At 70.4% G+C, this 23,372-nt stretch carries 25 protein-coding genes; 9 read left to right on the top strand and 16 right to left on the bottom strand.

All coding sequences use genetic code 11. The annotated features are described in order from the left end of the window. Positions 1-99: 99 nt before the first annotated feature. A complete protein-coding gene (locus IF46_RS0114410; protein ID WP_030488843.1) occupies positions 100-987 on the bottom strand; it encodes a virginiamycin B lyase in 888 nt (295 codons plus the stop codon). Between the two features lie 185 nt (positions 988-1,172). Between IF46_RS0114410 and IF46_RS0114405 the strand changes: the two genes are divergently transcribed. Then, complete coding sequence (locus tag IF46_RS0114405; RefSeq protein ID WP_030488842.1) at positions 1,173-1,667, top strand: hypothetical protein; 495 nt, start codon at positions 1,173-1,175, stop codon at positions 1,665-1,667. Between the two features lie 189 nt (positions 1,668-1,856). Here the strand turns inward: IF46_RS0114405 and IF46_RS0114400 are convergent, their stop codons facing one another. Then, positions 1,857-2,282, bottom strand: a complete 426-nt coding sequence (locus IF46_RS0114400; RefSeq protein ID WP_030488841.1) for a DUF350 domain-containing protein — start codon at positions 2,280-2,282, stop codon at positions 1,857-1,859. Between the two features lie 86 nt (positions 2,283-2,368). Continuing rightward, positions 2,369-3,718, bottom strand: a complete 1,350-nt coding sequence (gene glnA, locus IF46_RS0114395) for a type I glutamate--ammonia ligase (RefSeq protein ID WP_030488840.1) — start codon at positions 3,716-3,718, stop codon at positions 2,369-2,371. A 213-nt stretch (positions 3,719-3,931) separates the two neighbouring features. On the opposite strand from glnA, the gene IF46_RS0114390 reads away from it, so the two are divergent. From IF46_RS0114390 to IF46_RS0114380, 3 genes are all read left to right on the top strand, one after another. Further along, positions 3,932-5,689 carry an NAD+ synthase gene (locus tag IF46_RS0114390; RefSeq protein ID WP_030488839.1) on the top strand — a complete coding sequence of 586 codons (1,758 nt, stop codon included), beginning with the start codon at positions 3,932-3,934 and terminating at the stop codon, positions 5,687-5,689. 189 nt (positions 5,690-5,878) lie between these two features. After that, positions 5,879-6,724 (top strand): 3-methyl-2-oxobutanoate hydroxymethyltransferase, encoded by an 846-nt coding sequence (gene panB / locus IF46_RS0114385; RefSeq protein ID WP_030488838.1) that lies wholly within the window; start codon positions 5,879-5,881, stop codon positions 6,722-6,724. A gap of 196 nt (positions 6,725-6,920) precedes the next feature. Beyond that, complete coding sequence (locus tag IF46_RS0114380) at positions 6,921-8,171, top strand: HNH endonuclease signature motif containing protein (protein WP_051723910.1); 1,251 nt, start codon at positions 6,921-6,923, stop codon at positions 8,169-8,171. A 238-nt stretch (positions 8,172-8,409) separates the two neighbouring features. Here IF46_RS0114380 and coaD read toward each other — a convergent pair whose 3' ends face one another. The 6 genes from coaD to IF46_RS0114350 all read right to left on the bottom strand — a co-directional run bounded on the left by coaD (position 8,410) and on the right by IF46_RS0114350 (position 12,940). Further along, the gene (gene coaD / locus IF46_RS0114375; RefSeq protein WP_232234039.1) at positions 8,410-8,814 is read right to left on the bottom strand and encodes a pantetheine-phosphate adenylyltransferase; all 405 of its coding nucleotides are present in this window, start codon (positions 8,812-8,814) and stop codon (positions 8,410-8,412) included. 56 nt (positions 8,815-8,870) lie between these two features. Beyond that, positions 8,871-9,404 (bottom strand): DUF6817 domain-containing protein, encoded by a 534-nt coding sequence (locus IF46_RS0114370; protein ID WP_030488835.1) that lies wholly within the window; start codon positions 9,402-9,404, stop codon positions 8,871-8,873. A gap of 59 nt (positions 9,405-9,463) precedes the next feature. Further along, the gene (npdG, locus tag IF46_RS0114365) at positions 9,464-10,162 is read right to left on the bottom strand and encodes an NADPH-dependent F420 reductase (protein ID WP_030488834.1); all 699 of its coding nucleotides are present in this window, start codon (positions 10,160-10,162) and stop codon (positions 9,464-9,466) included. 105 nt (positions 10,163-10,267) lie between these two features. After that, positions 10,268-11,698 (bottom strand): RNB domain-containing ribonuclease, encoded by a 1,431-nt coding sequence (locus tag IF46_RS0114360; protein ID WP_030488833.1) that lies wholly within the window; start codon positions 11,696-11,698, stop codon positions 10,268-10,270. Positions 11,699-11,778: 80 nt separating this feature from the next. Continuing rightward, positions 11,779-12,654 carry a histone gene (locus IF46_RS35510; protein WP_157563023.1) on the bottom strand — a complete coding sequence of 292 codons (876 nt, stop codon included), beginning with the start codon at positions 12,652-12,654 and terminating at the stop codon, positions 11,779-11,781. An 82-nt stretch (positions 12,655-12,736) separates the two neighbouring features. After that, on the bottom strand, positions 12,737-12,940 hold the full coding sequence (locus IF46_RS0114350; protein WP_030488831.1) for a hypothetical protein: 204 nt from the start codon (positions 12,938-12,940) through the stop codon (positions 12,737-12,739). Positions 12,941-13,114: 174 nt separating this feature from the next. Here IF46_RS0114350 and IF46_RS0114345 point away from each other — a divergent pair, with 174 nt between their 5' ends. After that, positions 13,115-13,612, top strand: coding sequence for an NUDIX hydrolase (locus IF46_RS0114345; protein ID WP_030488830.1), 498 nt, complete (start codon positions 13,115-13,117; stop codon positions 13,610-13,612). A 3-nt stretch (positions 13,613-13,615) separates the two neighbouring features. Here IF46_RS0114345 and IF46_RS0114340 read toward each other — a convergent pair whose 3' ends face one another. The 4 genes from IF46_RS0114340 to IF46_RS0114325 form a co-directional block, all read right to left on the bottom strand. Continuing rightward, positions 13,616-14,617, bottom strand: a complete 1,002-nt coding sequence (locus IF46_RS0114340; RefSeq protein WP_232234038.1) for a hypothetical protein — start codon at positions 14,615-14,617, stop codon at positions 13,616-13,618. Beyond that, complete coding sequence (locus IF46_RS0114335; protein ID WP_030488828.1) at positions 14,578-14,910, bottom strand: PadR family transcriptional regulator; 333 nt, start codon at positions 14,908-14,910, stop codon at positions 14,578-14,580. The genes IF46_RS0114340 and IF46_RS0114335 overlap by 40 nt, the downstream gene beginning before the upstream one ends. A gap of 20 nt (positions 14,911-14,930) precedes the next feature. Next, complete coding sequence (locus IF46_RS0114330; RefSeq protein WP_030488827.1) at positions 14,931-15,803, bottom strand: AraC family transcriptional regulator; 873 nt, start codon at positions 15,801-15,803, stop codon at positions 14,931-14,933. Between the two features lie 390 nt (positions 15,804-16,193). Beyond that, positions 16,194-16,769 carry a GNAT family N-acetyltransferase gene (locus tag IF46_RS0114325; RefSeq protein ID WP_030488826.1) on the bottom strand — a complete coding sequence of 192 codons (576 nt, stop codon included), beginning with the start codon at positions 16,767-16,769 and terminating at the stop codon, positions 16,194-16,196. Between the two features lie 65 nt (positions 16,770-16,834). On the opposite strand from IF46_RS0114325, the gene IF46_RS0114320 reads away from it, so the two are divergent. Beyond that, the gene (locus tag IF46_RS0114320) at positions 16,835-17,719 is read left to right on the top strand and encodes a transglutaminase domain-containing protein (RefSeq protein WP_030488825.1); all 885 of its coding nucleotides are present in this window, start codon (positions 16,835-16,837) and stop codon (positions 17,717-17,719) included. On the opposite strand, the gene IF46_RS0114315 is transcribed toward IF46_RS0114320, so the two are convergent. The 3 genes from IF46_RS0114315 to IF46_RS0114305 form a co-directional block, all read right to left on the bottom strand. Further along, entirely contained in the window at positions 17,706-18,647 is a 942-nt protein-coding gene (locus IF46_RS0114315) for a redoxin domain-containing protein (protein WP_051723908.1), read from the bottom strand. The genes IF46_RS0114320 and IF46_RS0114315 overlap by 14 nt on opposite strands. Next, entirely contained in the window at positions 18,648-19,874 is a 1,227-nt protein-coding gene (locus IF46_RS0114310; RefSeq protein WP_051723907.1) for an epoxide hydrolase family protein, read from the bottom strand. A gap of 153 nt (positions 19,875-20,027) precedes the next feature. Further along, entirely contained in the window at positions 20,028-20,861 is an 834-nt protein-coding gene (locus tag IF46_RS0114305; RefSeq protein ID WP_030488822.1) for an SDR family oxidoreductase, read from the bottom strand. 126 nt (positions 20,862-20,987) lie between these two features. Between IF46_RS0114305 and IF46_RS0114300 the strand changes: the two genes are divergently transcribed. The 3 genes from IF46_RS0114300 to IF46_RS0114290 all read left to right on the top strand — a co-directional run bounded on the left by IF46_RS0114300 (position 20,988) and on the right by IF46_RS0114290 (position 23,356). Then, on the top strand, positions 20,988-21,596 hold the full coding sequence (locus IF46_RS0114300; protein WP_030488821.1) for a TetR/AcrR family transcriptional regulator: 609 nt from the start codon (positions 20,988-20,990) through the stop codon (positions 21,594-21,596). Positions 21,597-21,714: 118 nt separating this feature from the next. Further along, positions 21,715-22,281, top strand: coding sequence for a hypothetical protein (locus IF46_RS33290; RefSeq protein ID WP_051723906.1), 567 nt, complete (start codon positions 21,715-21,717; stop codon positions 22,279-22,281). A 139-nt stretch (positions 22,282-22,420) separates the two neighbouring features. Beyond that, a complete protein-coding gene (locus IF46_RS0114290; RefSeq protein WP_051723905.1) occupies positions 22,421-23,356 on the top strand; it encodes an expansin EXLX1 family cellulose-binding protein in 936 nt (311 codons plus the stop codon). The last annotated feature ends 16 nt before the right edge of the window (positions 23,357-23,372 follow it).

The raw sequence follows: 23,372 nt of genomic DNA, 5'->3' as shown, positions 1-23,372 counted from the left end.
CCTCCCACCCCCACCCACCCCGCCCCCGGTGATCAAGAGGTTTGCGTCATTTTCGGGGCGGATCCTGACGCAAACCTCTTGATCAACCGGAGCAGGGGGTTAGGGGGTGGGTGGGGTTAGGTGGGCTATTGCGCCTATTTCCAGGGCGGCCCAGATGCCGGTGGGGGTGCGGGTGATGCCGTGCGGTTCGGCGTTGGGGGTGGGTAGGGCGTAGCCCTCGATGCGTCCCGTGGGATCGAGATGACCGATCCGGTTGGCACCCCACTCGGTGAACCACGCCCCGCCGGCCGGGTCCGCCACGATCGCGTGCGGACGGGCCGCGCGGTCCGGAAGCGGGAACTCGACGATCTTGCCGTCCGGGTCGATCCGACCGAGCTGGCCGGCGGCGATCTCCACGAACCAGATGACGCCGTCAGCGCCGAGGGTGATGCCGACCGGGCCCGCGTTCACGGTAGGCAGCGAATGCAGCGTCACCCTGCCGTCGAGGTCGATCCGGCCGATCGCGTTCGCCTGGTTGAGGGTGAACCAGAGGGCCTGGTCCGCGCCAGCAGTGATCATCGAGGCGAACCCGCCGGTCACCGGCAGCGGAAACACCTTGAGGGTGCCGTCGGTCTCCACCCGACCGATCGTGTCGGAGGTCATCCCGGCGTACCAGAGCGCGCCATCAGGCCCGACCGCGATGCCTCCCGGCCCGGTGCCGGCCGGAAGGGCGATCGTGCGCTGCTCGCCGTCGACGGTGATCCGACCGATCCGGTCGTCCCCGGAGCAGGTGAACCAGAGCGCGTCATCAGGCCCGGCCGTGATGATCAGCGGGCGACCGCCGGGCGAGTCCAGCGGAAAGGTCCGGACCGCGCCGTCGGGCGACAACCGGGCGATCCCGCCGGCATGGGCCAGCGTCAGCCACAGCGCGCCGTCCGGGCCAGGCGTGATCCCGTACGGCCCGGCGCCCAGCTCAACGAGTGGAATTTCCCGAATCTCGACGGTCATCCCGAGTGTCCTTCCCGTCGTCGGATCGTCGACCCTGACCGGTCGGGCAGCGTCGACACAACCGATTTCGGCCACCGCCGGCCTCGATTGTCAGCCCGCTGACAGGTTCGCCACGGCTCGCACCCAGACTGCCCGGTCACTGTCGGTGACGACAGGGCAAGACGACCGAACTTCTGGAGGACAGCATGTCCCGCACCATCCGTAGGAAGCACCTGCTGGCTGGCCTGGCCACCGCCGGCGTCCTCGGCGTCGGGATCGCGGCCCCGACGATCGCGTTCGCCGCGGACACCCCGACGCCGACACCGAGCGCCAGCACCGCCCCGGCCCCCGGCACGGCTCCCGGCACGAAGGCCGACCGGCAGGGCGAGTTCGCCGAAGCGCTCGCCAAGGAGTTGGGCGTGCCCACCGACAAGGTGACCGCCGCACTGCAGAAGGTTCGTGAGCAGCACCGGCCGACCGACCGCCCGCACCGGCAGTTCGACCGCTCGCAGTGGCCGTCCGCCGAGGACCGGCAGGCCGCGCTCAAGGAGCGTCTGAACCAGGCGGTCAAGGACGGCAAGCTCACCCAGGAGCAGGCCGACGCCATCACCAAGGCCGTCGAGGCCGGCGTCTTCCCCGGCCCCGGCGGCCACCGCTGGCCGGGCGGTCACGGCGGACCCGAAGGTACGCCCAGCAAGTGACCCAGCAGGGCCAGCCCTAGCCAGCCCGAGCCAGCCCCGGTCGGCCCGGCCAGCCGGGACATACCCGGGCGGCCAGCCCGGCCGGCCCAGGCTTGATCCACTCGGCTTTCATGATGTCGCGGTGTCCGGATCGTTCGGACACCGCGACATCAACGATCCGGTGTCGATCACGGGCCCGGAGGCCAGCCCTCAGGCGATGCAGGCGCAGACGATCAGCGCGGCGCCGAAGTGGGTGGCGGCGCTGACCCGGGCGGCCGGGTGCGGCTCGGGCGAGCAGATGACCTCGCCGAGCTTGCCGGGGGTGAGCAGGTCCAGCACCACGAACGCCAACGCCATGATGCCCAGCCCGAGCAGCCCGAAGACCACGGTGGAGGCGAGCCCCTTGCCGAAGTCGCTGTAGCTGGTCAGGATCGCGGTGAAGACGATCCCGGCGATGCCGAGTTGGTTGGCGGCGAGCAGCAGCCCCGCGTTGGCGTTGCGTTCGACCCAGATCAGGTCCCGTAGCCGGCCCGGGGTGAGCAGGTCGACGAGCCCGAAGCCGGCCGCCATGAGCCCGACGCCAACGATCCCGAACACAATGCTCTGCCAGGCACCGCTGAGCAGATCCTCCAGCACCGACTGCCTCCCGACTCTCCGCCCGGAGGGGTACCGGCGCGGTGATCGAGACGATAGCGGCAGCACGCAACCGCGTCAGCCCCTGCCTACAGCGCCAGGTAGCGCTGCCGCTCGTACGGGGTGACCTCGCGGCGGTACTGCTCCCACTCGGCCCGCTTGTTGCGCAGGAAGAAGTCGAAGACGTGCTCGCCGAGCACCTCCGCGACCAGCTCGGACTCGGCCATCACGTCGATCGCCTCGGCGAGGTTCTCCGGCAGCGCCTCGTAGCCCATGGCGCGCCGCTCGGCGCTGGTCAGCGACCAGACGTCGTCCTCAGCGCCGGGCGGCAGCTCGTACCCCTCCTCGATGCCCTTCAGGCCGGCGCCGAGCAGCACCGCGAAGGCGAGGTACGGGTTGGTCGCCGAGTCCAGTGAGCGGACCTCGACCCGGGCCGAGTTCGGCTTGCCGTACGCGGGAACCCGGACCAGCGCGGACCGGTTGAGGTGACCCCAGCAGACGTACGCCGGGCTCTCGGTGATCCGGTCCGGCAGGGCCTGCGGGAAGAGCCGCTTGTACGAGTTGACCCACTGGTTGGTGACCGCCGTGTACTCCCGGGCGTGCACCAGCAGGCCGGCGATGAACGACTTCGCCACCTTGGACAGCTTCATCGGGTCGCCGTTGTCGTGGAAGGCGTTGCGCTCACCCTCGAACAGCGACAGGTGAGTGTGCATCCCGCTGCCCGGCTGGTCGGTGAACGGCTTCGGCATGAAGCTGGCCTGCACTCCGGTGGAGAGCGCCACCTCCTTGATCACGTGCCGGAAGGTCATGATGTTGTCGGCGGTGGTCAGCGCGTCGGCGTAGCGCAGGTCGATCTCCTGCTGGCCGGGGGCGACCTCGTGGTGGCTGAACTCCACCGAGATGCCGATCCGTTCCAGTGCGAGCACACCCTGGCGGCGGAAGTCCCGAGCCACGGCGTGGGTGGTGTGCTCGAAGTAGCCGCCGGTGTCGACCGGGGTGGGCACCGAGCCGTCCTGCGGGCCGTTCTCCAGCAGGAAGAACTCGATCTCGGGGTGGGTGTAGAAGGTGAAGCCCTTCTCGGCTGCCTTGGACAGCGCGCGGCGCAGCACGTGCCGGGGGTCGGCCCAGGACGGCCCACCGTCGGGCAGCAGGATGTCGCAGAACATCCGCGCGCTCTCGCCGCTGACCCCGCCCTCGAAGGGGAAGACCTGGAAGGTGGTCGGGTCGGGCATGGCCACCATGTCCGATTCGAAGACCCGGGCGAAGCCCTCGATCGCCGAGCCGTCGAAGCCGATGCCCTCTTCGAAGGCAGCCTCCAGCTCGGCAGGGGCCACCGAAACGCTCTTGAGCGTGCCCAGCACGTCGGTGAACCACAGACGGACGAACCGGATGTCCCGCTCTTCCAGCGTGCGGAGGACGAACTCCTGCTGACGGTCCACTTCCCCAACCCCTCGCGACACTCTTTGTCCGTCTTGGCCGGGCTGCACCCGGCCTGATCGCCCAGTGTTCCCGGGCCTGGTTACGCAGACGTTACGCGAACTGCCGCCGGCCGTCCTCTCACGTCCCGTCCGCCGAGCGCCTGCCACCGCAGGTGGCGGCAATCTCGTCCGAGGGTACGAATTCTCCCGAGGGGGCTGGGGCAAGATGAGGACATGCCCACCCTGCGTCTCGCCCTTTCCCAGGTCAACCCGAGCGTCGGCGACCTCGCCGGAAACGCCGATCTGGTCCGCAGCTGGACTCGCCAGGCCGCCGATGCCGGTGCCCAGTTGGTGCTCTTCCCGGAGATGATGCTGACCGGGTACCCGGTCGAGGACCTGGTCTTCCGGCGCTCCTTCGTCGCCGCGTCCCGCGCCGCCGTCGAGCGGCTGGCCGCCGACCTGGCCGCCGACGGCCTCGGCGAGGTGCCGGTCGTGGTCGGCTACCTGGACGCCGACGGGCCTCCGCAGGTCAGCGGGGACGCCGAGCCGGGCCGAGGTGCCCGCAACGCCGCCGCGCTGCTGCACCGGGGCGTAGTGGCCGCCCGCTACTTCAAGCACCACCTGCCCAACTACGGGGTCTTCGACGAGGACAGGTACTTCGTCTCCGGCGACACCCTGACCGTGGTGCGGATCGGCGACGTGGACGTCGCGCTGACCATCTGCGAGGACCTGTGGCAGGCCGGCGGTCCGTTCGCCGCCGCCCGGCGGGCGGGCGTCGGCCTGGTCGTCAACATCAACGGCTCGCCGTACGAGCTGAACAAGGACGACATCCGGCTGCCGCTGGTCCGCCGCCGGGCCGCCGAGGCGGGCGCCACCGTCGCGTACGTCAACATGATCGGCGGCCAGGACGAGCTGGTCTTCGAGGGCGACTCGATGATCGTGACCGCCGACGGTGAGCTGCTCACCCGGGCGCCGCAGTTCGTCGAACACCTGCTCGTGCACGACGTCGAGCTGCCGGCCGCCGGTGCCCCGCCGTCCCCCGAGACCGTGGCCGACGGGATGCGGATCGTGCACCGCACGCTTGACGGCATTCCGTCTGCGCCGTCCGGCCCGGCCGCCACGGGCGGGCTGATCGAGCCGGTGGCGGACGAGGCCGAGGTGTGGCAGGCGCTGGTGCTGGGGCTGCGCGACTACGTCAACAAGAACCGGTTCCCCTCGGTCGTGCTCGGTCTCTCCGGTGGCATCGACTCGGCGGTGGTCGCCGCGTTGGCCGTCGACGCCCTGGGGCCGGGGCGGGTGGTCGGGGTGTCGCTGCCCAGCCAGCACTCCTCCGAGCACTCCCGGGAGGACGCCGCCGACCTGGCCAAGCGCACCGGCCTGGACTACCGCGTCGAGCCGATCCAGCCGATGGTCGACGGCTTCCTGGCCAACCTGTCGCTCTCGGGCGTGGCCGTGGAGAACCTGCAGGCCCGGGTCCGTGGCGTGATCCTGATGGCGCTGTCGAACCAGGAGGGCCACCTGGTGCTGACCACCGGCAACAAGAGCGAGCTGGCGGTCGGCTACTCCACCCTGTACGGCGACTCGGTGGGTGGCTTCAACCCGGTCAAGGACGTCTGGAAGACGCTGATCTGGCGGCTCGCGAAGTGGCGCAACACGGACGCGGCCCGGCGCGGTGAGACCGCTCCGATCCCGGAGAACTCGATCGGCAAGCCGCCGAGCGCCGAGCTGAGCCCGGGGCAACTCGACAGCGACAACCTTCCCGAGTACGACGTCCTGGACCCGATCCTGATCGGCTACGTCGACGGTGACCTCGGCCGCGACGGGCTGGTCGAGTCGGGTCACGACCCGGCGGTGGTGGACAAGGTGCTGCGGCTGGTGGATACCGCCGAGTACAAGCGACGGCAGTCGGCGCCGGGCACGAAGATCTCCATGAAGGCGTTCGGCCGGGACCGCCGGCTGCCGATCACCAACCGGTGGCGCGAGCACGGCTGAGCCGTACACCTGGGGGTGCCGGGTTGGTGACGCGGCCCGGCACCGCCGCGCGGTGCCCTCGCGGCGCGGCCGCCGCGTGCTGGCGGAGTGACATCTTGCACTGATCCCTGCCGTCACCCCGTCCCGCGGTGCGACGATCGCGACAGCACCCGGGGACCGCGCAGGCGGCCTCGAGGAAGGGAGACAGAAATGGTGGAGTCCACTCCGAACGAGGTGACCGCGTTGTACGGCGGCCCGGCCACTCGACGGGTCCGCACCCGCGACCTGATGGCCGCCAAGGAGCGTGGCGAGCGGTGGCCGATGCTCACCTCGTACGACCAGTACACGGCGTCGATCTTCGACCAGGCCGGTGTTCCGGTGCTGCTGGTCGGCGACTCGGCCGCGAACAACGTGTTCGGCTACGAGACGACTCTGCCGATCACCGCCGACGAGCTGCTTCCGTTGGTACGGGCCGTGGTGCGGGCGACCCGGCAGGCGCTGATCGTCGGTGACCTGCCGTTCGGCTCGTACGAGGAGGGTCCGGCGCAGGCGCTGCGTACCGCCGTCCGGTTCATGAAGGAGGGCGGCTGTCACGCGGTGAAGTTGGAGGGTGGCCGCCGCAACGCCGCGCAGATCGCCGCGATCGTCGGCGCCGGCATCCCGGTGATGGCGCACATCGGCTTCACGCCGCAGAGCGAGCACACCCTGGGCGGCTACCGCGTGCAGGGCCGAGGCGACGCCGCCGAGGAGGTGCTCGCCGATGCGCGGGCGGTGACCGAGGCGGGTGCGTTCGCGGTGGTGCTGGAGATGGTGCCCGGTGAGGTCGCCAAGCGGATCACCCACGAACTGCCGATCCCCACGGTGGGCATCGGCGCGGGCCCGGACACCGACGCGCAGGTGCTGGTCTGGCAGGACATGGCCGGGCTACGGACGGGCAAGGCGCCACGCTTCGTCAAGCGGTACGCGGACCTGGCCGGCGCCCTCACCGACGCCACCCGCCGCTTCGCTGACGAGGTGCGCGGCGGCGAATTCCCCGCCGCCGAACACACCTTCTAGTCCGGACAGCGGCCTGATCACACGGCGTGATCCACTCGGTGTTGCCGAAGTCCGGGTGTCCCTGACACCGAGACACCCCGATATCACTGAACCGGAGTGGATCACGCCGGCGAGCCCTACCAACCAGCCGAGATCGTCGGCGGATCAATCGATCTCGGCCACTGAAAGTGTCGTACGCCTGTTCTAGTGTCGGGTCATGGTTGAGGAGTTGGCGCTGGCAGACGACGCGGTCGCCGCCTGCACCAGTGCCGCCCCTTGGGCCCTCACCGAGCATGACCTGATCACCGCGCTCCACGTCGCACACCGCCTTGAGCAACGCCTCGCGGCGGTCAAACTGACCCTGGTACGCGAGGTGGACGGCCGCGGCACCGCGACCGCGCAGGGCGCATCCTCGACGGCAGTGTGGCTGCGCGACCGGTTACGTCTCGGGGTCGGTGCCGCCCGCCGCCTGGTCGAGCTTGCCGCGACCCTCGACACCGCGCCGCCCGGGGTGCGCGATGCGTTGACCGGCGGGGCGGTCGACGTGGAGCAGGTCCGTGTCATCGCCGACACCGTCACCACCGTGCACGCCACCGCGGGGCCTGAAGCGGCTGACAAGGCCGTCGGCGTCCTCGTCGACTGGGCAGCCCAGTTCGACGCCAGCCTGCTGCGCAAACTCGGCACCCGCATCCTCGACCACGTCGCCCCCGAGGTTGCCGACGCTGCCGCCGACGCCGCGCTGCGGGCGGCCGAGTCGCGGGCCGCACGCGACCGGCACGTCACCTTCAACGAACAGCCCGACGGGCGACTCCGACTCACCGGCATCCTCGACACCGAAGCCGCCGCCGCGCTCCGCGCCGCCATCGACCCGCTGACAGCACCGTCCGGCCCGGACGACACCCGCACCCCGGGCCAACGTCGCCACGACGCCCTTGCCGACGTCTGCCGAATCGCCCTGCGCACCGGCGACCTACCCGAGCACGGCGGTGACGTCGCCCAGGTCGTCGTCACCACGAGCTACGACGAGCTGACCCGACAGCTGGGCAGCGGTGCCCTCGACACCGGCCTGCAGCTCACCCCCGACACCGTGCGCCGCCTCGCCTGCGACGCCTCCGTCCTCCCCGCCATCCTCGGTGGCGCAGGCCAACCACTCGACGTCGGCCGGCAACGACGCCTCATCACCGGGCCCCTCCGCCGCGCCCTCGTCCTGCGCGATCGCGGCTGCGCGTTCCCGGGCTGCGACCGTCCGCCCCGCTGGTGCGACGCCCACCACATCCGGCACTGGGCCGACGGCGGCCCGACCAGCCTCGACAACGCGGTGCTGCTCTGCGGCCACCATCACCGACACCTCCACCACAGCGACTGGACCGTGCGACTCGGCGGAGACGGCCACCCTGAGTTCATCCCGCCCGCCTGGCTCGACCCCACACAACTCCCCCGCCGCAACCACTACCACCGACGAACGTGAGCACGTCGGGGGCGACCATTCCTCCTGGTCAGACCGGTGCAGCGTTCACCGGGACGGCCCGGTCACGCCGGGCCAGCGTCGAGCAGCAAGGTGCCGCGGTCACCGACCACCCGTCCTGCCCCTACGGCGATGGAGGCCGACCTCGACGATGAAGGCCGGACTCAGCAACCGATGACCGCACGCTGTGGCCGGTGAGGGTTCTCCCCTGTCCGGCGGTCTGCGGCCGGGTGGACGAAGGTCACGTCCTCAGCGCGCGCACCGCAGTCGACGACACCGCGGCCAGGTCGGCCTGCGCAGGCAGGAATACCGTGGGGACGCCCAGCGACTGGTTCATCGCGGCGAGCTGGTATTCGGCCTGAAGGTCGGTGGTGTTACGTACGCCGCGGACGATCACTCCCACGTCATGGCGTCGGCAGTAGGTGGAGGTCAACCCGCTCCAGGCCACGACGGTGACGGAGGTCCAGTCGACCGGCAGAATGGCCCGGACGGCGGCCGCGCGCTCCTCCTCGTCGGTGTCCGGATGCTTGACGCTGTTGACCGCGACAAGCACCACCACTTCATCGAAGAGGGCACGTGCCCGCTTCACCACATTCACATGCCCAGGAGTGAAGGGATCAAAGCTGCCGGGGTAGACGGCGCGCACCAGTAGGCGACCGGGGGTGCGTGCCGACGAACGTGGCCCTGCCGATGGTTCGGGTGTCACGGCCGCAAGACCCGCTGCGCATCGCGGATGACCTGCTCGGAGGCCAGTGACACCCAGGAGGCGAACAGGTCCCGGAAGTAGGCGCCGTACCGGTCCGCCACCGCGGGATCGTGCTCGATGACGTCCAGTTCGTTGACGATGCTCAGGTCCATGAGTGACCGAAGGTGAGCCGCATCCGGCGTTCTCACCTGACCTACGAAGCGGTCGAAGACCTGGCCGGTCTGTGCCAGCTCCCGCCAGCTGCGGCCACGGTCACAGGCACCGTAGAGATAGACAAGCTCCTCGGCGTCGGCACCAACGAGATCCCGGAGCACCGCACGATCGGCCCGATCAAGCAGGGCGAGGTCGAACCCGTCGGTGCCGTAGACGGCATGGGTCAGGCCCGCGGCCTGCACGTCACTGCCGCAGCCAAGCAGCGCGAGTCGTTCACTGACTCGGCACAGGTGGGCGTACAGGTTGCCCCCGGGGTGCGCGATCCGCTCAGCTCCTTGCCGGCGGAGCCAGACCCGCACACCGTCGTCGGTGCTCATGGCCCGACCGTACGTGTCAGCCGGCGGATTCGCCGGCCCCTGGGCGTGGGCACGTCCGCCTAGAGGTCGGTGACGCGGATGCCGGCGTGTGCCTTGTAGCGCTTGTTGATGGCGATCAGGTTGGCGGTGAACGCCTCGATCTGGTGGGCGTTGCGCAACCGGCCGGCGTAGATGCCCCGCATGCCGGGGATCCGGGCGGCGAGCGCACCGACCACGTCGACCAGCTCGCGGTCCTCGGTGCAGATCAGCACGTCCAGGTCGATCCGGTCGACCTCGGGGTCGGCCAGCAGCGGAGCACTGACGTGGTTGAACGCCGCGCACACCCGGGAGTCGGGCAGCAACGCGGCGGCCTGCTGCACGGCGCTGCCCTCGGCGACGGTCAGCGCGTACGGGCCCTGCTTGTCGAAGCCGAGCGGGTTGACGCAGTCGACGACGATCCGGCCGGCGAGCGGCTCGGCGAGGGCGGCGACGGTGGCGGCGTGCCCGTCCCACGGCACCGCGATGATGACCACGTCGCTTCGTCGCGCCACCTCGTCGTTGGTCGCGCCGGTGACGCTGCCGCTGGCCGGCACGCCGGGCAGGGCGGCGATCTCGGCCGCGGACTCGGCGGCCCGCTCGGCCGACCGGGATCCAATCAGCACCGTCTGACCGGCCCGCGCGAACCGGTAGGCGAGGCCCCGCCCCTGGTCGCCGGTGCCACCGATGATGCCGACCGTCAGCCCGGACACGTCGGGCAGCGTGCTCGCGTCGTATGCCATGACCTCATCCTCGCAAACCGCTCGGCCCGGCAGCAGCGCCGAGCGCTGTGAGAATCCCCGCTGCCCGTGCCGGCGCAGACCGCCCCGCTTGGCAGGGCAGCCCGGTCAGGCCAGCTCGAACAGGACGGTCCGGGCCGCCGGGTCGGCGGTGACCAGGCGGACCCGGACCCGTTCGCCGAGCGGCAGTTGGCCGAGGCAGCGGGCACGTACCGGTGGGGCGTCCAGCGCGACGGTGCCGCCGGGTGGTCGGGGCCGGGACTTGCCGTTGGGCGGGGCGTCGACGTCGAGGACGGCGGCATCGAAGCTCTCGCCCACCCGGTGCTCCAGCACCGCTGCCTCGGCCAGCTCGACGGCACCACGAGCGGCAGCCGAGGCGGTCCGGTCGGTGCTCGCCATCACCTCGGGCAGTCGGGGCAGCGCGGCGCGGGCCCAGTCGGGCACCGCCTGGCCCGCGTGCAGGGCCAGGCAGACCTCGGTGGCGTACCGGTCGGCCAGGCGCCGCAACGGTGCCGTCACATGGGCGTACGCGGCAGCCACGCCACCATGCTCCGGCTGCTCCGGCAGCTCCCCGTCGAAGGCGGTGTACGCGGCGCCGCGCATCAGCTCGGCCGCTTGGTCGATGAACGCGGCGGCGCGCGGCTGGGCGGCGTCCAGACCAGCGATGACCTGACCCGGGCCCGCGTCGTCCGGCCAGTGCACGCCCAGCGGCGCGGCGGCGGCACGGAGCCGCTGCACCGCCTCCGGTTTCGGTGCCGGCATGGTCCGCAGCAGGCCGACCCGCCCGGCCAGCATGATGTCGGCGGCGGCCATCCCGGTCAGCAGGGAGATCTGCGCGTTGTGCTCTTCCATGGTCGCCGGGGCCCGCAGCACCAGCCGCCAACCCTCACCGTCGGGCTCCAGATCCTGCTCGGGCAACGGCAGGTTGATGGCGCCGCGCCGCAACCCGCGCGCGGTCAGTCGGTCGCCGATCTCCGGTAGCAACGCGATCGGGTCGGGGAGCCGCCCGGCGTCGGCTGCCGCCTGCACCCCGGTGTAGTCGAGTTTGGCCCGGCTGCGGACCAGGGCACGTTCCAGCTCGACGGCCACGGTGCCGCCGTCGGCGTCCAGGTCGATGGTCCAGACCACCGCGGCCCGGTCATCGTCGGGCAGCAGGCTGGCGGCACCCTCGCTGAGGGTGCGCGGGTGCAGCGGCACGTTTCCGTCGGGAAGGTAGATGGTCTGCCCCCGCCGCCAGGTCTCCGCCTCCAACGCGCCACCCGGGGTGACGTGCGCGGCGACGTCGGCGATCGCGTACCGCACCCGGTAGCCCCCACCCGGGCGGCGGGCGAGGTGCATCGCCTGGTCCAGGTCGCGGGAGGTGGCGGGGTCGACCGTGACGAACGGTATGTCGGTACGGTCGACGGGCGGCTGCGGCGGTGCCGCAGCCGCCTCGTCCGCCTCACGCTGGGCGTCGGCCGGGAAGTCCTCGGGCAGGCCGAGCTCGCGGCGCAACGCGCCGAAGTCGATGCGGGGCGCGAGTACGCGTCGGATGACCACGGTTCAATCCTGACAGCGCCACGGGTGATCCGCTTCCGGTGACCGGCCGAGAAATCCGCCCGGCGAGGGGTGGCCCGCTCTCAGCCGGTCGCCTTTCGGGCGGCGCTGCGCGTGCTCCTTGGGGCGGTGGCTCGTGCGGCGGCCGGGCTGGCCGGCGACTTGCGGGCGGTCACCTTGCGGGCCGGAGCCTTGGCCGCGACGGTCTTCTTCGCCGGGGCCTTCTTCGCCGCCGCCTTGCGGGCGGTGGTCGACGAGGTGCCCGTCGCCTTCGCGGCCGGGGCCTTCTTGGCCGCAGCCTTGCGGGCACCGCCGCTGGGGCGGGTGGACGCGGTCTTCTTCGCCGCTACCGTCTTCTTCGCCGCTGTCGTCTTCGCCGCTGTCGTCTTCGCCGCTGTCTTCTTGGCGGCCGACGCCTTGGTCGCGGCCTTACGCGCCGGGGCCTTCGTCGCGGTGGCGGTCTTACGCGCCGGAGCCTTCACCGCGGCGGTGGTCTTCTTGGCCGCCGAGGCGGTGGTCTTACGCGCAGCCGAGGCGGTGGTCTTCTTCGCCGCGCTCACGGTCTTCTTGGCGGCGCTTGTGGTCTTCTTCGCCGTACCCGTGGTCTTCTTCGCGGCGGCGGTGGTGGTCTTGCGGGTCGCGGACGCCGGGGCCCGCTTCGCGGTGGCGGTTGTCGTCCGGGTGGTGGTCTTCTTCGTCGGCGCCTTCTTGGCTGCGGCGGTGGTCTTGGTCGTGGCCTTCTTCGCGGGGGCCTTCTTCGCCGCCGTGGTGGTCTTCTTGGCCGGGGCGCGACCCGCCCCGCCGGCGGCCTTGCGGGCCGGTGCCTTCGCGGCAGCCGCGGTGGACTTGCGCACGGGGGTGGTCCGGCTCGCCGCAGTGTTCCGCTCCGCCGCGGCGGTCTTCTTCGCGGTGGTGCGTCGGGCGGCCGGGCGGGTGGTGGCCTGCTGTGTCTCGGCCATCGTGGTTCCCTCCTTGGGGACGTGCTCTCGCGTGCGTCCTCGCGGAGCACGAAATGCCTCGGCGCGAGCCGTCCCGCGCCGCCTACTTGTCCTCCCCAGCCCAACGAGCATCCTCGGCATCCCACGCCTCGTTCCGCTCCTGCACTCGTTGCAGGGCGTTCTCCGCGTCGGCCGCCGAGTCGTACGGGCCGAGGACGTGCTTCGCCGGACACACGTCGGCGTCCGTCTCGACCCGGTGATGCCGGGTGCACCAGTAGTACTGCCCACCACGTCCGCTGTCGCTCATGGGAATCACTGTGCACCGCGAACCGGCCGGCCGCCACCGGATCGCACAAGTCGCCGACGATCTCCACAGTAGATATGCATTGCGATCGTCGGGCCGAAATGGCGAAACGCGTGGGACTGGAACACCAGAAGATGCGCAGGTGAGCCTCGCTGTGGGCACATCTATGATCGCCGGATGGCGATACCGGACTACATCGTGGGGTTGCGCAAGCACGTCGGCAACGACCTTCTCTGGCTGCCGAGCGTCAGCGCTGTCGTCCGCAACGACGCCGGTGAGCTGCTGCTCGGCCAGCGCGCCGACGACGGGCGCTGGTCGGTGATCAGCGGTTTCGTCGAGCCAGGCGAGCAGCCGGCCACCGCGCTGGTCCGCGAGGTACGCGAGGAGACCGGTCTGGACGTCGTGCCGGTGCGCATGTCCAGCGCCGTCTCGCACCCGCACACGTACCCGAATGGGGACCGCTGCGAATACCTCAACCTGGGGTTCCTGTGCCGGGTGGTGGCCGGCACCGCCCGGGTCAACGACGACGAGTCGCTGGACGTGCGGTGGTTTCCGTTGGATCGGCTGCCTGAGTTGGACAAGCACGCCCTGCTGGTCATCGCCTACGCGCTACGCGAGAACACGTTGACCGGTTATCTGGAGCCGGGCACGACCTGGGACGACGTACCCGACTGAGGCTCACACCAGGGTCGGCGTCTCGGCGAGGACGACCGGCGCGGCGGGCGCGGACCGGGCCGCCCGGATGGTGTACGCGAGCGCGTACGGCATGCAGGCCAGGTAGAGCATGGGTTCCGCCAGCACCTCGTTGGTGATGATGTGGAAGATCTCCCATGGGATGGTGGGCCGGGGTAAGCCCACGTTCCAGTCCGTCCAGGCGACGAGGAGCCACAGCGGCGCGGAGATCTGGTCGACGCCGTCCAGAGGCGTCGGACCGCTGACCGGGCCGGCTCGACCGCCCGCCCCGATGACGTCAACGACAGCGAGAATCACCGCGAGGTCGGCGGCGGCGAGTGCGCCGAGGACGCCCACCCACCAGGCCGCACGGAGGCGATTGCGGGAGGCGAGGCGCGCGGCGGCCCAGAGGGCCAGCGTCAGGCCGACCAACCAGAGCAGCAGCCCGGGTACGAAGGTGACCATGTCGTCCGGGGAGATGGCAGAGAGGAACACGACCGCGACCGCGCCGATGGGAAGCACCACGCCGAGCGCGATGCGCAGCGGGCCGTCGAGTGCGGTGTGCCGGGCCCAACGTGCGGCGAGCACCGCCAGCAACACCGCCAAGCCGAGGGTGAGCGCCGTCCAGATCGGCTTCTGCGCCCGCTCCGACCAGCTCTCGGCCACTATGCGCTCGATCGGGTTGAGAGCGAACGCGCTGACGAGCACGATCCCGACGCAGGCGATCGGGGACAGCAGTAGTGCGGCGACGGTGCGGCCGGCTCGACCGCGCATCAGGGTGCGGTCGACGATCGGGGCGCCGGCCCGGCTGACGGCCAGGCTCACCGCGAAGCCGAGCATCTTCGTCCGGTGACCACTCTCGGCGAGGACGTGCAGCTCGGCGGCCCACTCGCGGCGCAGATCGTCGCGAACCTCGATCGGCCAGCGGCGCGCGGCCAACGCCAACAGCAGTTCGGCGGCCCGGCGGGTCACCACGCCGGTGCCCCGGTGGGCTCGGTGCCGCCCCACGAGGGACGACCGTCGGGGATCGCGGCCCGCAGGTCGGCGAGCGCCTGGCGGGCCTGCGCCACCCCGACAGCCGTCAGGCAGTAGTAGCGACGAGCCGGCCGACCGGCCGTGACCGGGTCGATCGCCTCCCAGTCGGCGGTCAGCCAGCCGGCACCCTGCAACCGGTGCAGCACCGGGTAGAGCGTGCCGCTGGGCAGGCCGGTCAACCGCATCAGGTCCAGCCCGTAGCGCTGCTCGTCGGGCTCGGCGAGCAGCGCCGCGAGCACCTTCGCGACCGGAATGGTGATCCGCATCCCGCCACTATATCGGAACTCTACATAGGGGTGGGTACCCGTTCGACGGGGATCCACAGCTCGGCGTCCGCCTCGGTGCCGTCCGCGGACACCCGCACCCGGGAGATCTCCGGTCCAGGTCGGCTGCGGTACGGGTTGGACGGAAACCACTGGGTGAACACGTCACGCCACAGGTACTGCACCGCCTGCGGAAACGCACCGGAGCTGGTGAACACCGCCCACGACCCGGCCTGTACCGGCAGCGCGTCCAGGTCCTCCGGCGGCGCGGCACCGGTCACCACACCGTGCCAGTAGTCCAGCTCGGTGCCCTCCTGCCGACTGTCGGCGAGGTTGTCACTGACGTTGACGATCCCCTTCGGCTCCTGATCGGAGAGCGCCTCGATCCGCCCGGTCGTCTCCTTGTCGATGCTCCGGATGAACGCGACGATCGCCGGGTTCATCCCCTCGTGCACCAGCGGGACCCGGGCCTTGCGCCCCACCAACGCGAACGCGTCCTTGTCGACTATTCGGTACTCCATGCTGCCGCTCCCTTCGACGGTGAGTCGGAAGGACATCCGGGGCTGGGCACGCAGCGCTGCCCCCGTACGCCGAGCAACTCCTGGCCCCACGCCGTGCACGGCCTGGAACGCCCGGGCGAATGCCTCCGCCGACCCGTAGCCGTAGTGCACCGCGACGTCGAGCAACGTCCGCTCGCCCGCCAGTACGTCCGCACCGGCGACGGTCAGCCGACGCCGCCGGATGTACTCCGACAACGGCATGCCGGCCAGTGCGGAGAACAGCCGCCGGAAGTGGTACTCCGACGTCAGCGCGATCCGCGCCAGCTCGGCCACCTCGATCTTCTGGTCGAGGTGCCGCTCGATGTACGCCATGGCCTCGTTGAGCCGATCCAGCACTCGGATCTCCTTCCCTTTCGAGCACCGACGTTAGGTCGCAGGGGTGGTGGCCCTCCCGACATCCGATGCCCGCATCGGTCGGGTGGGGCCGCACCTATCGTCGTTTTCTAGCCTGGCGGTCACTCTGCCGGGAAAAGGGGTCTTCGATGGTGCGATGGCACTGGGTCGTCGGGGTTGCGGCGGCGGCGATGCTCGCTGGTTGCGACACCGACGCGAACGCGTGGTCATCGTCATCGCGCAGCACCACAACAGCGGCGAAGTGTGCTCCCTTGCGGGCTCTCCGCGTAGCGCGACCCTCAATCTGGCCCAACCGCTGGGCAAGCGACCGGTCCTCGAGATACGCCAAGGGCAACCGGTCCCGCTCACCCTCAGGTGAGCGCATCAGCGTGTTCAGCGCGGCGGCTGCTGCATGATCCAGGTGGGCACGGGCTCCGACAGGAAGCCCGCCACCTCCCAACCGGCGCGGCGGTACAGCTCGACGTTGGCCGGGTTGCTGGTCTCCAGGATCGCCGGCAGTCCGTCGGCGGCGGCACGGACTAGCCCGGCCCGCATGACGGCACGGCCCCAACCGCGTCCGGCGCTGTCCGGGTGGGTGCCCAGGACGCCGAGGTACCAGAACGGGAACGTCGGCAGGGCGGCGTGCACGGCGTCGTCGTAGCGCTGAACCCGGGCCAGCACGTCGGCGGGGTAGTGAGCCGCCAGCCCGCCCTCCGGTGACCCGGTCAGCGACCCCGCCGGTGGCTCCCAGATGGCGACCGACGCGCCCCCGCCGATCGTCCAGATCGACGACTGGTGCACCCGCTTGTCGAAGAGGTGCCCGAAGAAGGCGGCCGCGTACCGCGGATAGGTCTCCTCGTCCGGGAAGAGGCACCGCAGGATCGGATCCTTGACGAACGCTGCGACCAGCGAACCGACCACCGCAGAGCGGTCTGCTGGGGTGGCGATGGTGATCTCAGGCGTTGTCACAGCAGTCGACACTATCGGGAAAAGCGCCTTGACCCTGACACGGTGGCGGGCCGGAGACTGGCCTCATGGACCTCGATGACTACCGCGAACACTCCCCCTACAGCGACCCCGGCCGGCACGCCACACTGCTCGATGATGTGCCCGCCGACTTCGCCACCGTGGCCGCGACCGCCCGCAACGTGATCGTCCACTACCGCGCCGGGGGCGTCGAGCTGCCCACCGACCGGCTCGACGAGGTCAACTGCCGCTGGGTGGACCGCATCCTCGACACGGACCAGTCCCGCTTTCCCCTGCCGCTGAGCGCCGAGCGCCCTGCCGTCGAACGGGTGGCCGGCTGCTGCCGGGACCACTCGCTGCTCTCGGTGGCGGTGCTCCGTCAGCACGGCATCCCCAGCCGCAGCCGGATCGGCTTCGCCTCCTACTTCACGCCCGGCTGGCACCACGACCATGTGTTGGTCGAGCACTGGAACGGCGAACGCTGGGTCTGGGCCGACCCGGAGATCGACCCGGCCGGCGACTGGCGGTTCGACGGCTACGACATCGACCCGGCGGCGGGGCTCTTCGACTCGGCCGCACGGGTGTGGTCGGCGTACCGGGCCGGGGCGATCGACCCCGACGTCTACGGCGTGGCCCCGGAATCGCCGATCGGGGGCGCCTGGTTCATCTACGACTATGTCCTGCAGGAACTCGCCCACCGGCAGAAGGACGAACTGCTGCTGTGGGACGGCTTCGGCGCGATGACCGACGACTTCGCCGACGCCGACCTCACGCTCGTCGACGAGATCGCCGCCCTGCTACTCGCCGCCGACGACGGCGACGAGGCCGCGGAGAAGGCACTCACCGACCGGTACGCGACCGACGCCCGCCTACGTCCCGGCGATCAGGTGCGCAGCATCTCACCGGTCTCGGGCACGGTGAGCACGGTCGATCTGCGCGTTATCCGAAGGTGAAGGCGTACGCCTCGGCGCCGGGCTCGCCGAACGTGATCTCCACGGTCCGCTCACCGACCGCGCCGTCCTGGCGGATGAGCTGGTAGAGGCGGCCGTCCTGGAGTACGCCGTTGCCGTCCTCGTCGACGTCGACGCCGTGCGACGGGCCGGGCGCCGCGCCGTCGAGCAGCACGCGGAACGGGATCGGTGCTCCCGCCCCGGGGGCCAGCACGAGATGCGCGTCGCGGGCGTGGAACCGAAAGGCGATACCACCGCCGGCCTGGTCGAGCACGACGTTCGCCGACCCGATCGTCCACTCCCCCGCCAGGGCCCACTGGTTGACGCCCAGGCGCTCCGGCACCTGGTAGACGCGACGTTCGTCGAGCGCGGCGCCGTTCGGCGACGCGAAGTGTTCGCCCCGACTGAAACCGAGGTACGTCTCGGGCGTACGCAGGTTGGTCCAGTCGGCCTCCGCCTCCGGGCCGACCCCCTTGACGGGTACGGGGTCGCGCTCGATGCCGAGCAGTTGCTGGAGCACCCGCTCGGACTGCTCGTAGCGTCCCTCGCCGAAGTGCTCGTCGCGGATGACCCCCAAGGTGTCGACGAAGTAGAGCGCCGGCCAGTAGTGGTTGTCGAACGCGCTCCAGATCGCGTAGTCGTTGTCGACCGCGACCGGGTAGTCGATCGAGCGGGCCGCGACCGCCCGCCGCACCCAGTCAATCTCGTGCTCGAACCCGAACTCCGGCGTGTGGACACCGACGACTACCAGCCCGTCGTCGCGGTACGCCTGCGACCAGGCACGCACGTACGGCTCCTGACGCAGCCAGTTGATGCAGGTAAGCGTCCAGAAGTTCACCAGGACGACGCGCCCACCCAGGTCGGCGGGGCCGAGTGGCTCGGAGTTGAGCCACTCGGCCGCCCCGGTCAGCGGGGGCAGGTGCACGGCCATCTAGCGAAGCGACCGGAAGGCGGTGCGAAGCTCTTCGGAGAAGATCTTCGGCTGTTCCCAGGCCGCGAAGTGCCCGCCCACGTCGAGCTTGTTGTAGTAGATGAGGTTGGAGTACGCCTGCTCGGCCCAACTCTGCGGCGCCTCGTACAACTCGTCGGGGAAGACGCTCACGGCGACCGGGACGTTCACGCCCTTGGCGGCGAAGAACGACAGCTTGTTCTCCGCGTACAGGCGGGACGCGGAGACCGCGGTGTTCGTCAGCCAGTAGAGCGAGATGTTGTCCAGGATGTCGTCGCGGGTGAGGCCCGCCTTGGCCCCGTCGAAGACCTGCGCGATCAGGGCCAGGCTCTTCGCGTCGTGGTCGAGCAGGAAGGACGCCAGGCCGACCGGGGAATCCGCCAGCCCGGTCAGCGTCTGCGGACGCGTCGCCATCATGAGGGCGTACGCGACGTGTTTCCAGACGAAGTTGACCTCCTCGGCAGCACGCATCTCATCGGCGGAGAGACCGGATGGCAGCGAGCCCATGGCGTTGTTCGCGCCAGTGGTGTCGCCCTGGAACAACAGGTCGATCTCCGGTGGGACCGCACCGGGCATGTTGGTGTGGATGCCGAGCAACTCCGCAGGTGCCTGGATGCCCATCTGATCCACGATGACCGCACCCCAGTCGCCGCCCTGCGCGACGAACCGGGTGTAGCCGAGACGCTGCATCAGCTCCGTCCAGGCGGTCGCGATCTTCTGCGGGTTCCAGCCCGACGCGGTCGGCTTGCCCGAGAATCCGTGACCGGGCAGCGACGGGATCACCAGGTGGAAGGCGTCCGAGGCGCTCCCGCCGTGCGCGGTGGGGTCGGTGAGCGGCTCAATGATCTTCAACTGCTCGATGATCGAGCCGGGCCACCCGTGGGTGACGATGAGCGGCAGCGCGTCCTCGTGCTTCGAGCGCACGTGGATGAAGTGGATGTCCACCCCGTCGATGGTCGTCATGAACTGCGGCACCGCATTCAGCCGTGCCTCGACCTTGCGCCAGTCGTACTCATTCTCCCAATAGCGGGCGACGGCCTGGATCGTCGCGAGTGGCACGCCCTGCGACTGGTCGTCCACCGTTTCCTTGTCCGGCCAACGGGTGGCCTTGATGCGCCTCTTCAGGTCATCGAGGTCGGCCTGGGGAATGTCGACCGAGAACGGCCGAATCTCCGTGGTGCCCGGACGAGTCTTGGTTTTGACAGCCATGCGTGTTTCCTCTCCGTCTAGGTTTGCGCCTCGCGAGGAGAAATCATGGGTGAACGCACTGCCCGGACTTGTGTGTGCCAATTCGAAATGGGCACGCCGCCGCCATATCTCGGAGCCTAGAACGCGGCACCCCGCACCCGTGGCGATACGCCGTCAGTGCGCCTCGGGGGCCGCGACGGCATGCTCGGCGGCTCGACTGACCTGCTCCCAGCTCGCCCAGGTGTCCATCCGCCGGCGGCAGATGTCGAACGCCAGGTCGTACACCATGCTGCCGAGCAGGAGCCGCAGCGGCGGGTCGTCGCTGTCGACCAGGTGCAGCAGCGCCTCGGCGGCGAGCCGGGGTTCGCTGTCGATCGAGCCTTCCGACCACTGCCGCTCCAACTCGGCGCGCAGCGGCGCGTAGGCGTCCATCGGGGTGGTGGCGCGCACGCTTGTGTAGAGGTCGGTCCAGTACCCGCCCGGCTGCACGATGCTGAGCTTGATGTCGAAGGCCGCCGCCTCCATCGCCAACGCCTCACTCATGCCCTCCAGGGCGAACTTGCTCGCGCTGTACAGGCCGGTGCTCGGATACCCGCCGAGGGCGGCGATGCTGGAGACCTGCACGATGTGGCCGGACCGTTGGGCACGTAGGTGCGGCAGCACGGCCTGGCTGACCCAGAGCGCGCCGAAGAGGTTGACCTCGAACTGGGAACGCGCCTCGGCCTCGGTGAACTCTTCGACCATGCCCATGGACAGGGTGCCGGCGTTGTTGACGACGATGTCGAGCCGTCCGAAGTGCTCGACGGCGGTGTCCACGGCGGCGATGACCGCGGCCCGGTCGGTCACGTCAAGGGTCAGGGCCAGCAGCCGGTCGCTGTGCCGCTCGTCGAAGTCGTCCTGGGCGATGGTCCGGGCGGCGGCGACCACCCGGTCACCGCGGTCGAGCGCGGCGTCGACGAAGGCGCGGCCCAGGCCGCGACTGGCGCCGGTGATGAACCAGGTACGCATCTCGGTCTCCACTTCGGTTCACCCGAGACGAGACGGTCCGTCTCGCCATGAAGGGAAGGCTAGGACTTCTCCACCGACGTCGTCAAGACGAGACGGTTCGTCTCGCCACTGCTATCGTGACCGCTCATGACGCCCAACACGGCCCGCCGGAGAGAGACCTCGCGACGCGCCATCCTCAGCGCGGCCTTCGACCTGCTTCAGGAGGTCGGTTACGCGAAGGTCAGCATCGAGGGCATCGCCGCGCGGGCCGGTGTCGGCAAACAGACCATCTACCGCTGGTGGCCGTCGAAAGGCGCGGTCATCTTCGACGCGTTCCTCATGCTCAGCGAAGCCACCGAGGGTGGGCCGCCGACCCTGCCGGACACCGGCGACCTGACGGCGGACCTGACCACGGTGCTGCACGCCACGGTCGCGGAGATGAACGATCCCCGGTACGAGCAACCGATGCGCGCGCTGGCCACCGAGATCGCGCTCGACCCCGAGCTGGCAGCGGCGTACGCCGAACGGTTGGACGGGCCGTTGAAGGAGGCAAAGCGGCAACGCCTGCGCAGCGCCCAGCGGGCGGGCCAACTCGCCAACGACGTCGACCTCGATGTTGCGGTGGACCTGATCTGGGGGCCGTTGTTCAGTCGCTGGCTGCAACGCAGTGGGCCGCTCACCGCCGAGTACGCCGACCGCGTCATCGCCACCGCCCTCAACGGATTGCGCCCCCGCCGATCCGGCGAGACAGGGTAAGCACCATCGACCCTCCTCCCCTGGCCCCCGTCCTGGCAGCCCGCATCGCCGGATGGTGAACTTGACCTGTGCCGCTACCGTGCGTGCCGTCTGCAGAGAGCGGAGGGATGCGTCGACGATGGATCAAGCAATCACCGCGTTAGCGGCCGTGATCGCAGTGCTTTCGGGAGCAGCCGGCACCTACGTCGTAGGCAGACTGACCGACCGGGACAGATTTGCCAGGGAGCTGCAGGTCCGGTGGGATCAGCGTCGACTGGATGCCTACGTGTCCTACGTTTCAGCGGCAAAAATGGCCGGCACTCGAGCGAACCAGGTTCACGCAGGCCGCATAGAGGGCGTACCTGAGAGCGACATTGAGGCGTTGCTTCGAGAGCTCGCCGACGTCGAGTTACGCAGATCCGAAGCGTTCGAAGCGCTACCTCTACTAGCCGACGCGCCCACCATCGAGGCGGCGCACGAGCTGAACCGCGCCGTCTGGCAGCTTGAGCAGCCTGCCCGGCAGGGCAAGAAGCTAGACGACGAGACGTGGCACGCTCTCGCCGACGAGTGGGTGAAAGCTCTGAACAACTTCCATTCGAACGCCAGGGCTGGACTGAGCGTCCCCGGGCAATTTTCCCGGCGGGATGTCGCGGCATTGACGGTGTCGCGTCCTGAGCGAGCCGCCCTCTCGGTGCGGGAGCGGTAAACCCGCCGGAGCGAGGGCCGCGAGTCACGCCGCGTCATCGCCACCGCCCTCAACGGATTGCACCCCCGCCGATCCGGCGAGTGACGATCGGTGGGACGGCTTTGCGCTGCCACAGCCTGGTGCGGCAACATCAAACGCCGTGACGGCACCAGGCGTGGCCCCCGAAAACGACACCCCGGCCAGCGACAACGGCACGCCCCGGTCGAGTCGGCGGGTCAGACACTGGCTGGCCGGTGCCGGGGTCACCGCCCTGGCCGCCGTCCTCGGCATCACCCTCGCCGTACGCGACGGCGCCACCCCGGCCTGCGCCGCGCCACCGACCGGCAACACCGTCCACAAGGGCAAGGCCAGCTTCTATGACGCGGGCCGCTCGGGCGGCACCTGCTCCTTCCCGAGCCCTCCGGCGGACCGCCTCTACGTGGCGCTCGGCGCATCCGAATACTCCAGGGCGGCGGCCTGCGGCAGTTACCTGGACGTGAGCGGCCCGAAGGGCAAGGTCCGGGTCATGGTCATGGACCAGTGCGGCGGCTGCGGGCCCGGCAAGATCGACCTCTCAAACGAGGCCTTCGCCCGGATCGCCGACCGGGCGCAGGGCATCGCACCCGTGACGTACCGGGCGGTGGTGAACCCGCCGATCACCGGCGGCCTCACCTTCCGGATGAAGAGCGGCGCATCGCAGTATTGGTTCGCGGTGCAGGTCGGCAACCATGGCAACCCGCTGCGTGCGGTCGAGGCTAAGGGCCCCACCGGGGGCTTCCGCAAGGCCGCCCGCCAGACCGACAACTACTGGACCGTCGAGGACGGGATCGGCCCCGGGCCCTACAGCATCAGGGTCACCGACGTGTACGGACAGCAGACGACCGCCACCGCCATCCGGATGGTCTCGAAGCAGGTCCAACGCAGCACGGCTGCCCTGGTCAACACCTCCCCCACGCCCAGCGCTTCGCCCTCGGCCCCGCCGACCCCCACGGCGAGCGCCGCCCCGCCCTCGCCGACCCCGACGGAGTCGGTCGCACCGACGACGACAGTCGAAGCCCTCGCCGGCGCCGCCCCGCTCGACAGCCATCGCTGCTGACCGCACGCGATTGACG

Source organism: Micromonospora chokoriensis, assembly GCF_000718555.1.
Taxonomy (GTDB): Bacteria; Actinomycetota; Actinomycetes; order Mycobacteriales; family Micromonosporaceae; genus Micromonospora; species Micromonospora chokoriensis_B.
The sequence above is the reverse complement of the archived record's forward strand: the minus strand, read 5'-3'. Positions and strand labels throughout refer to the sequence as shown.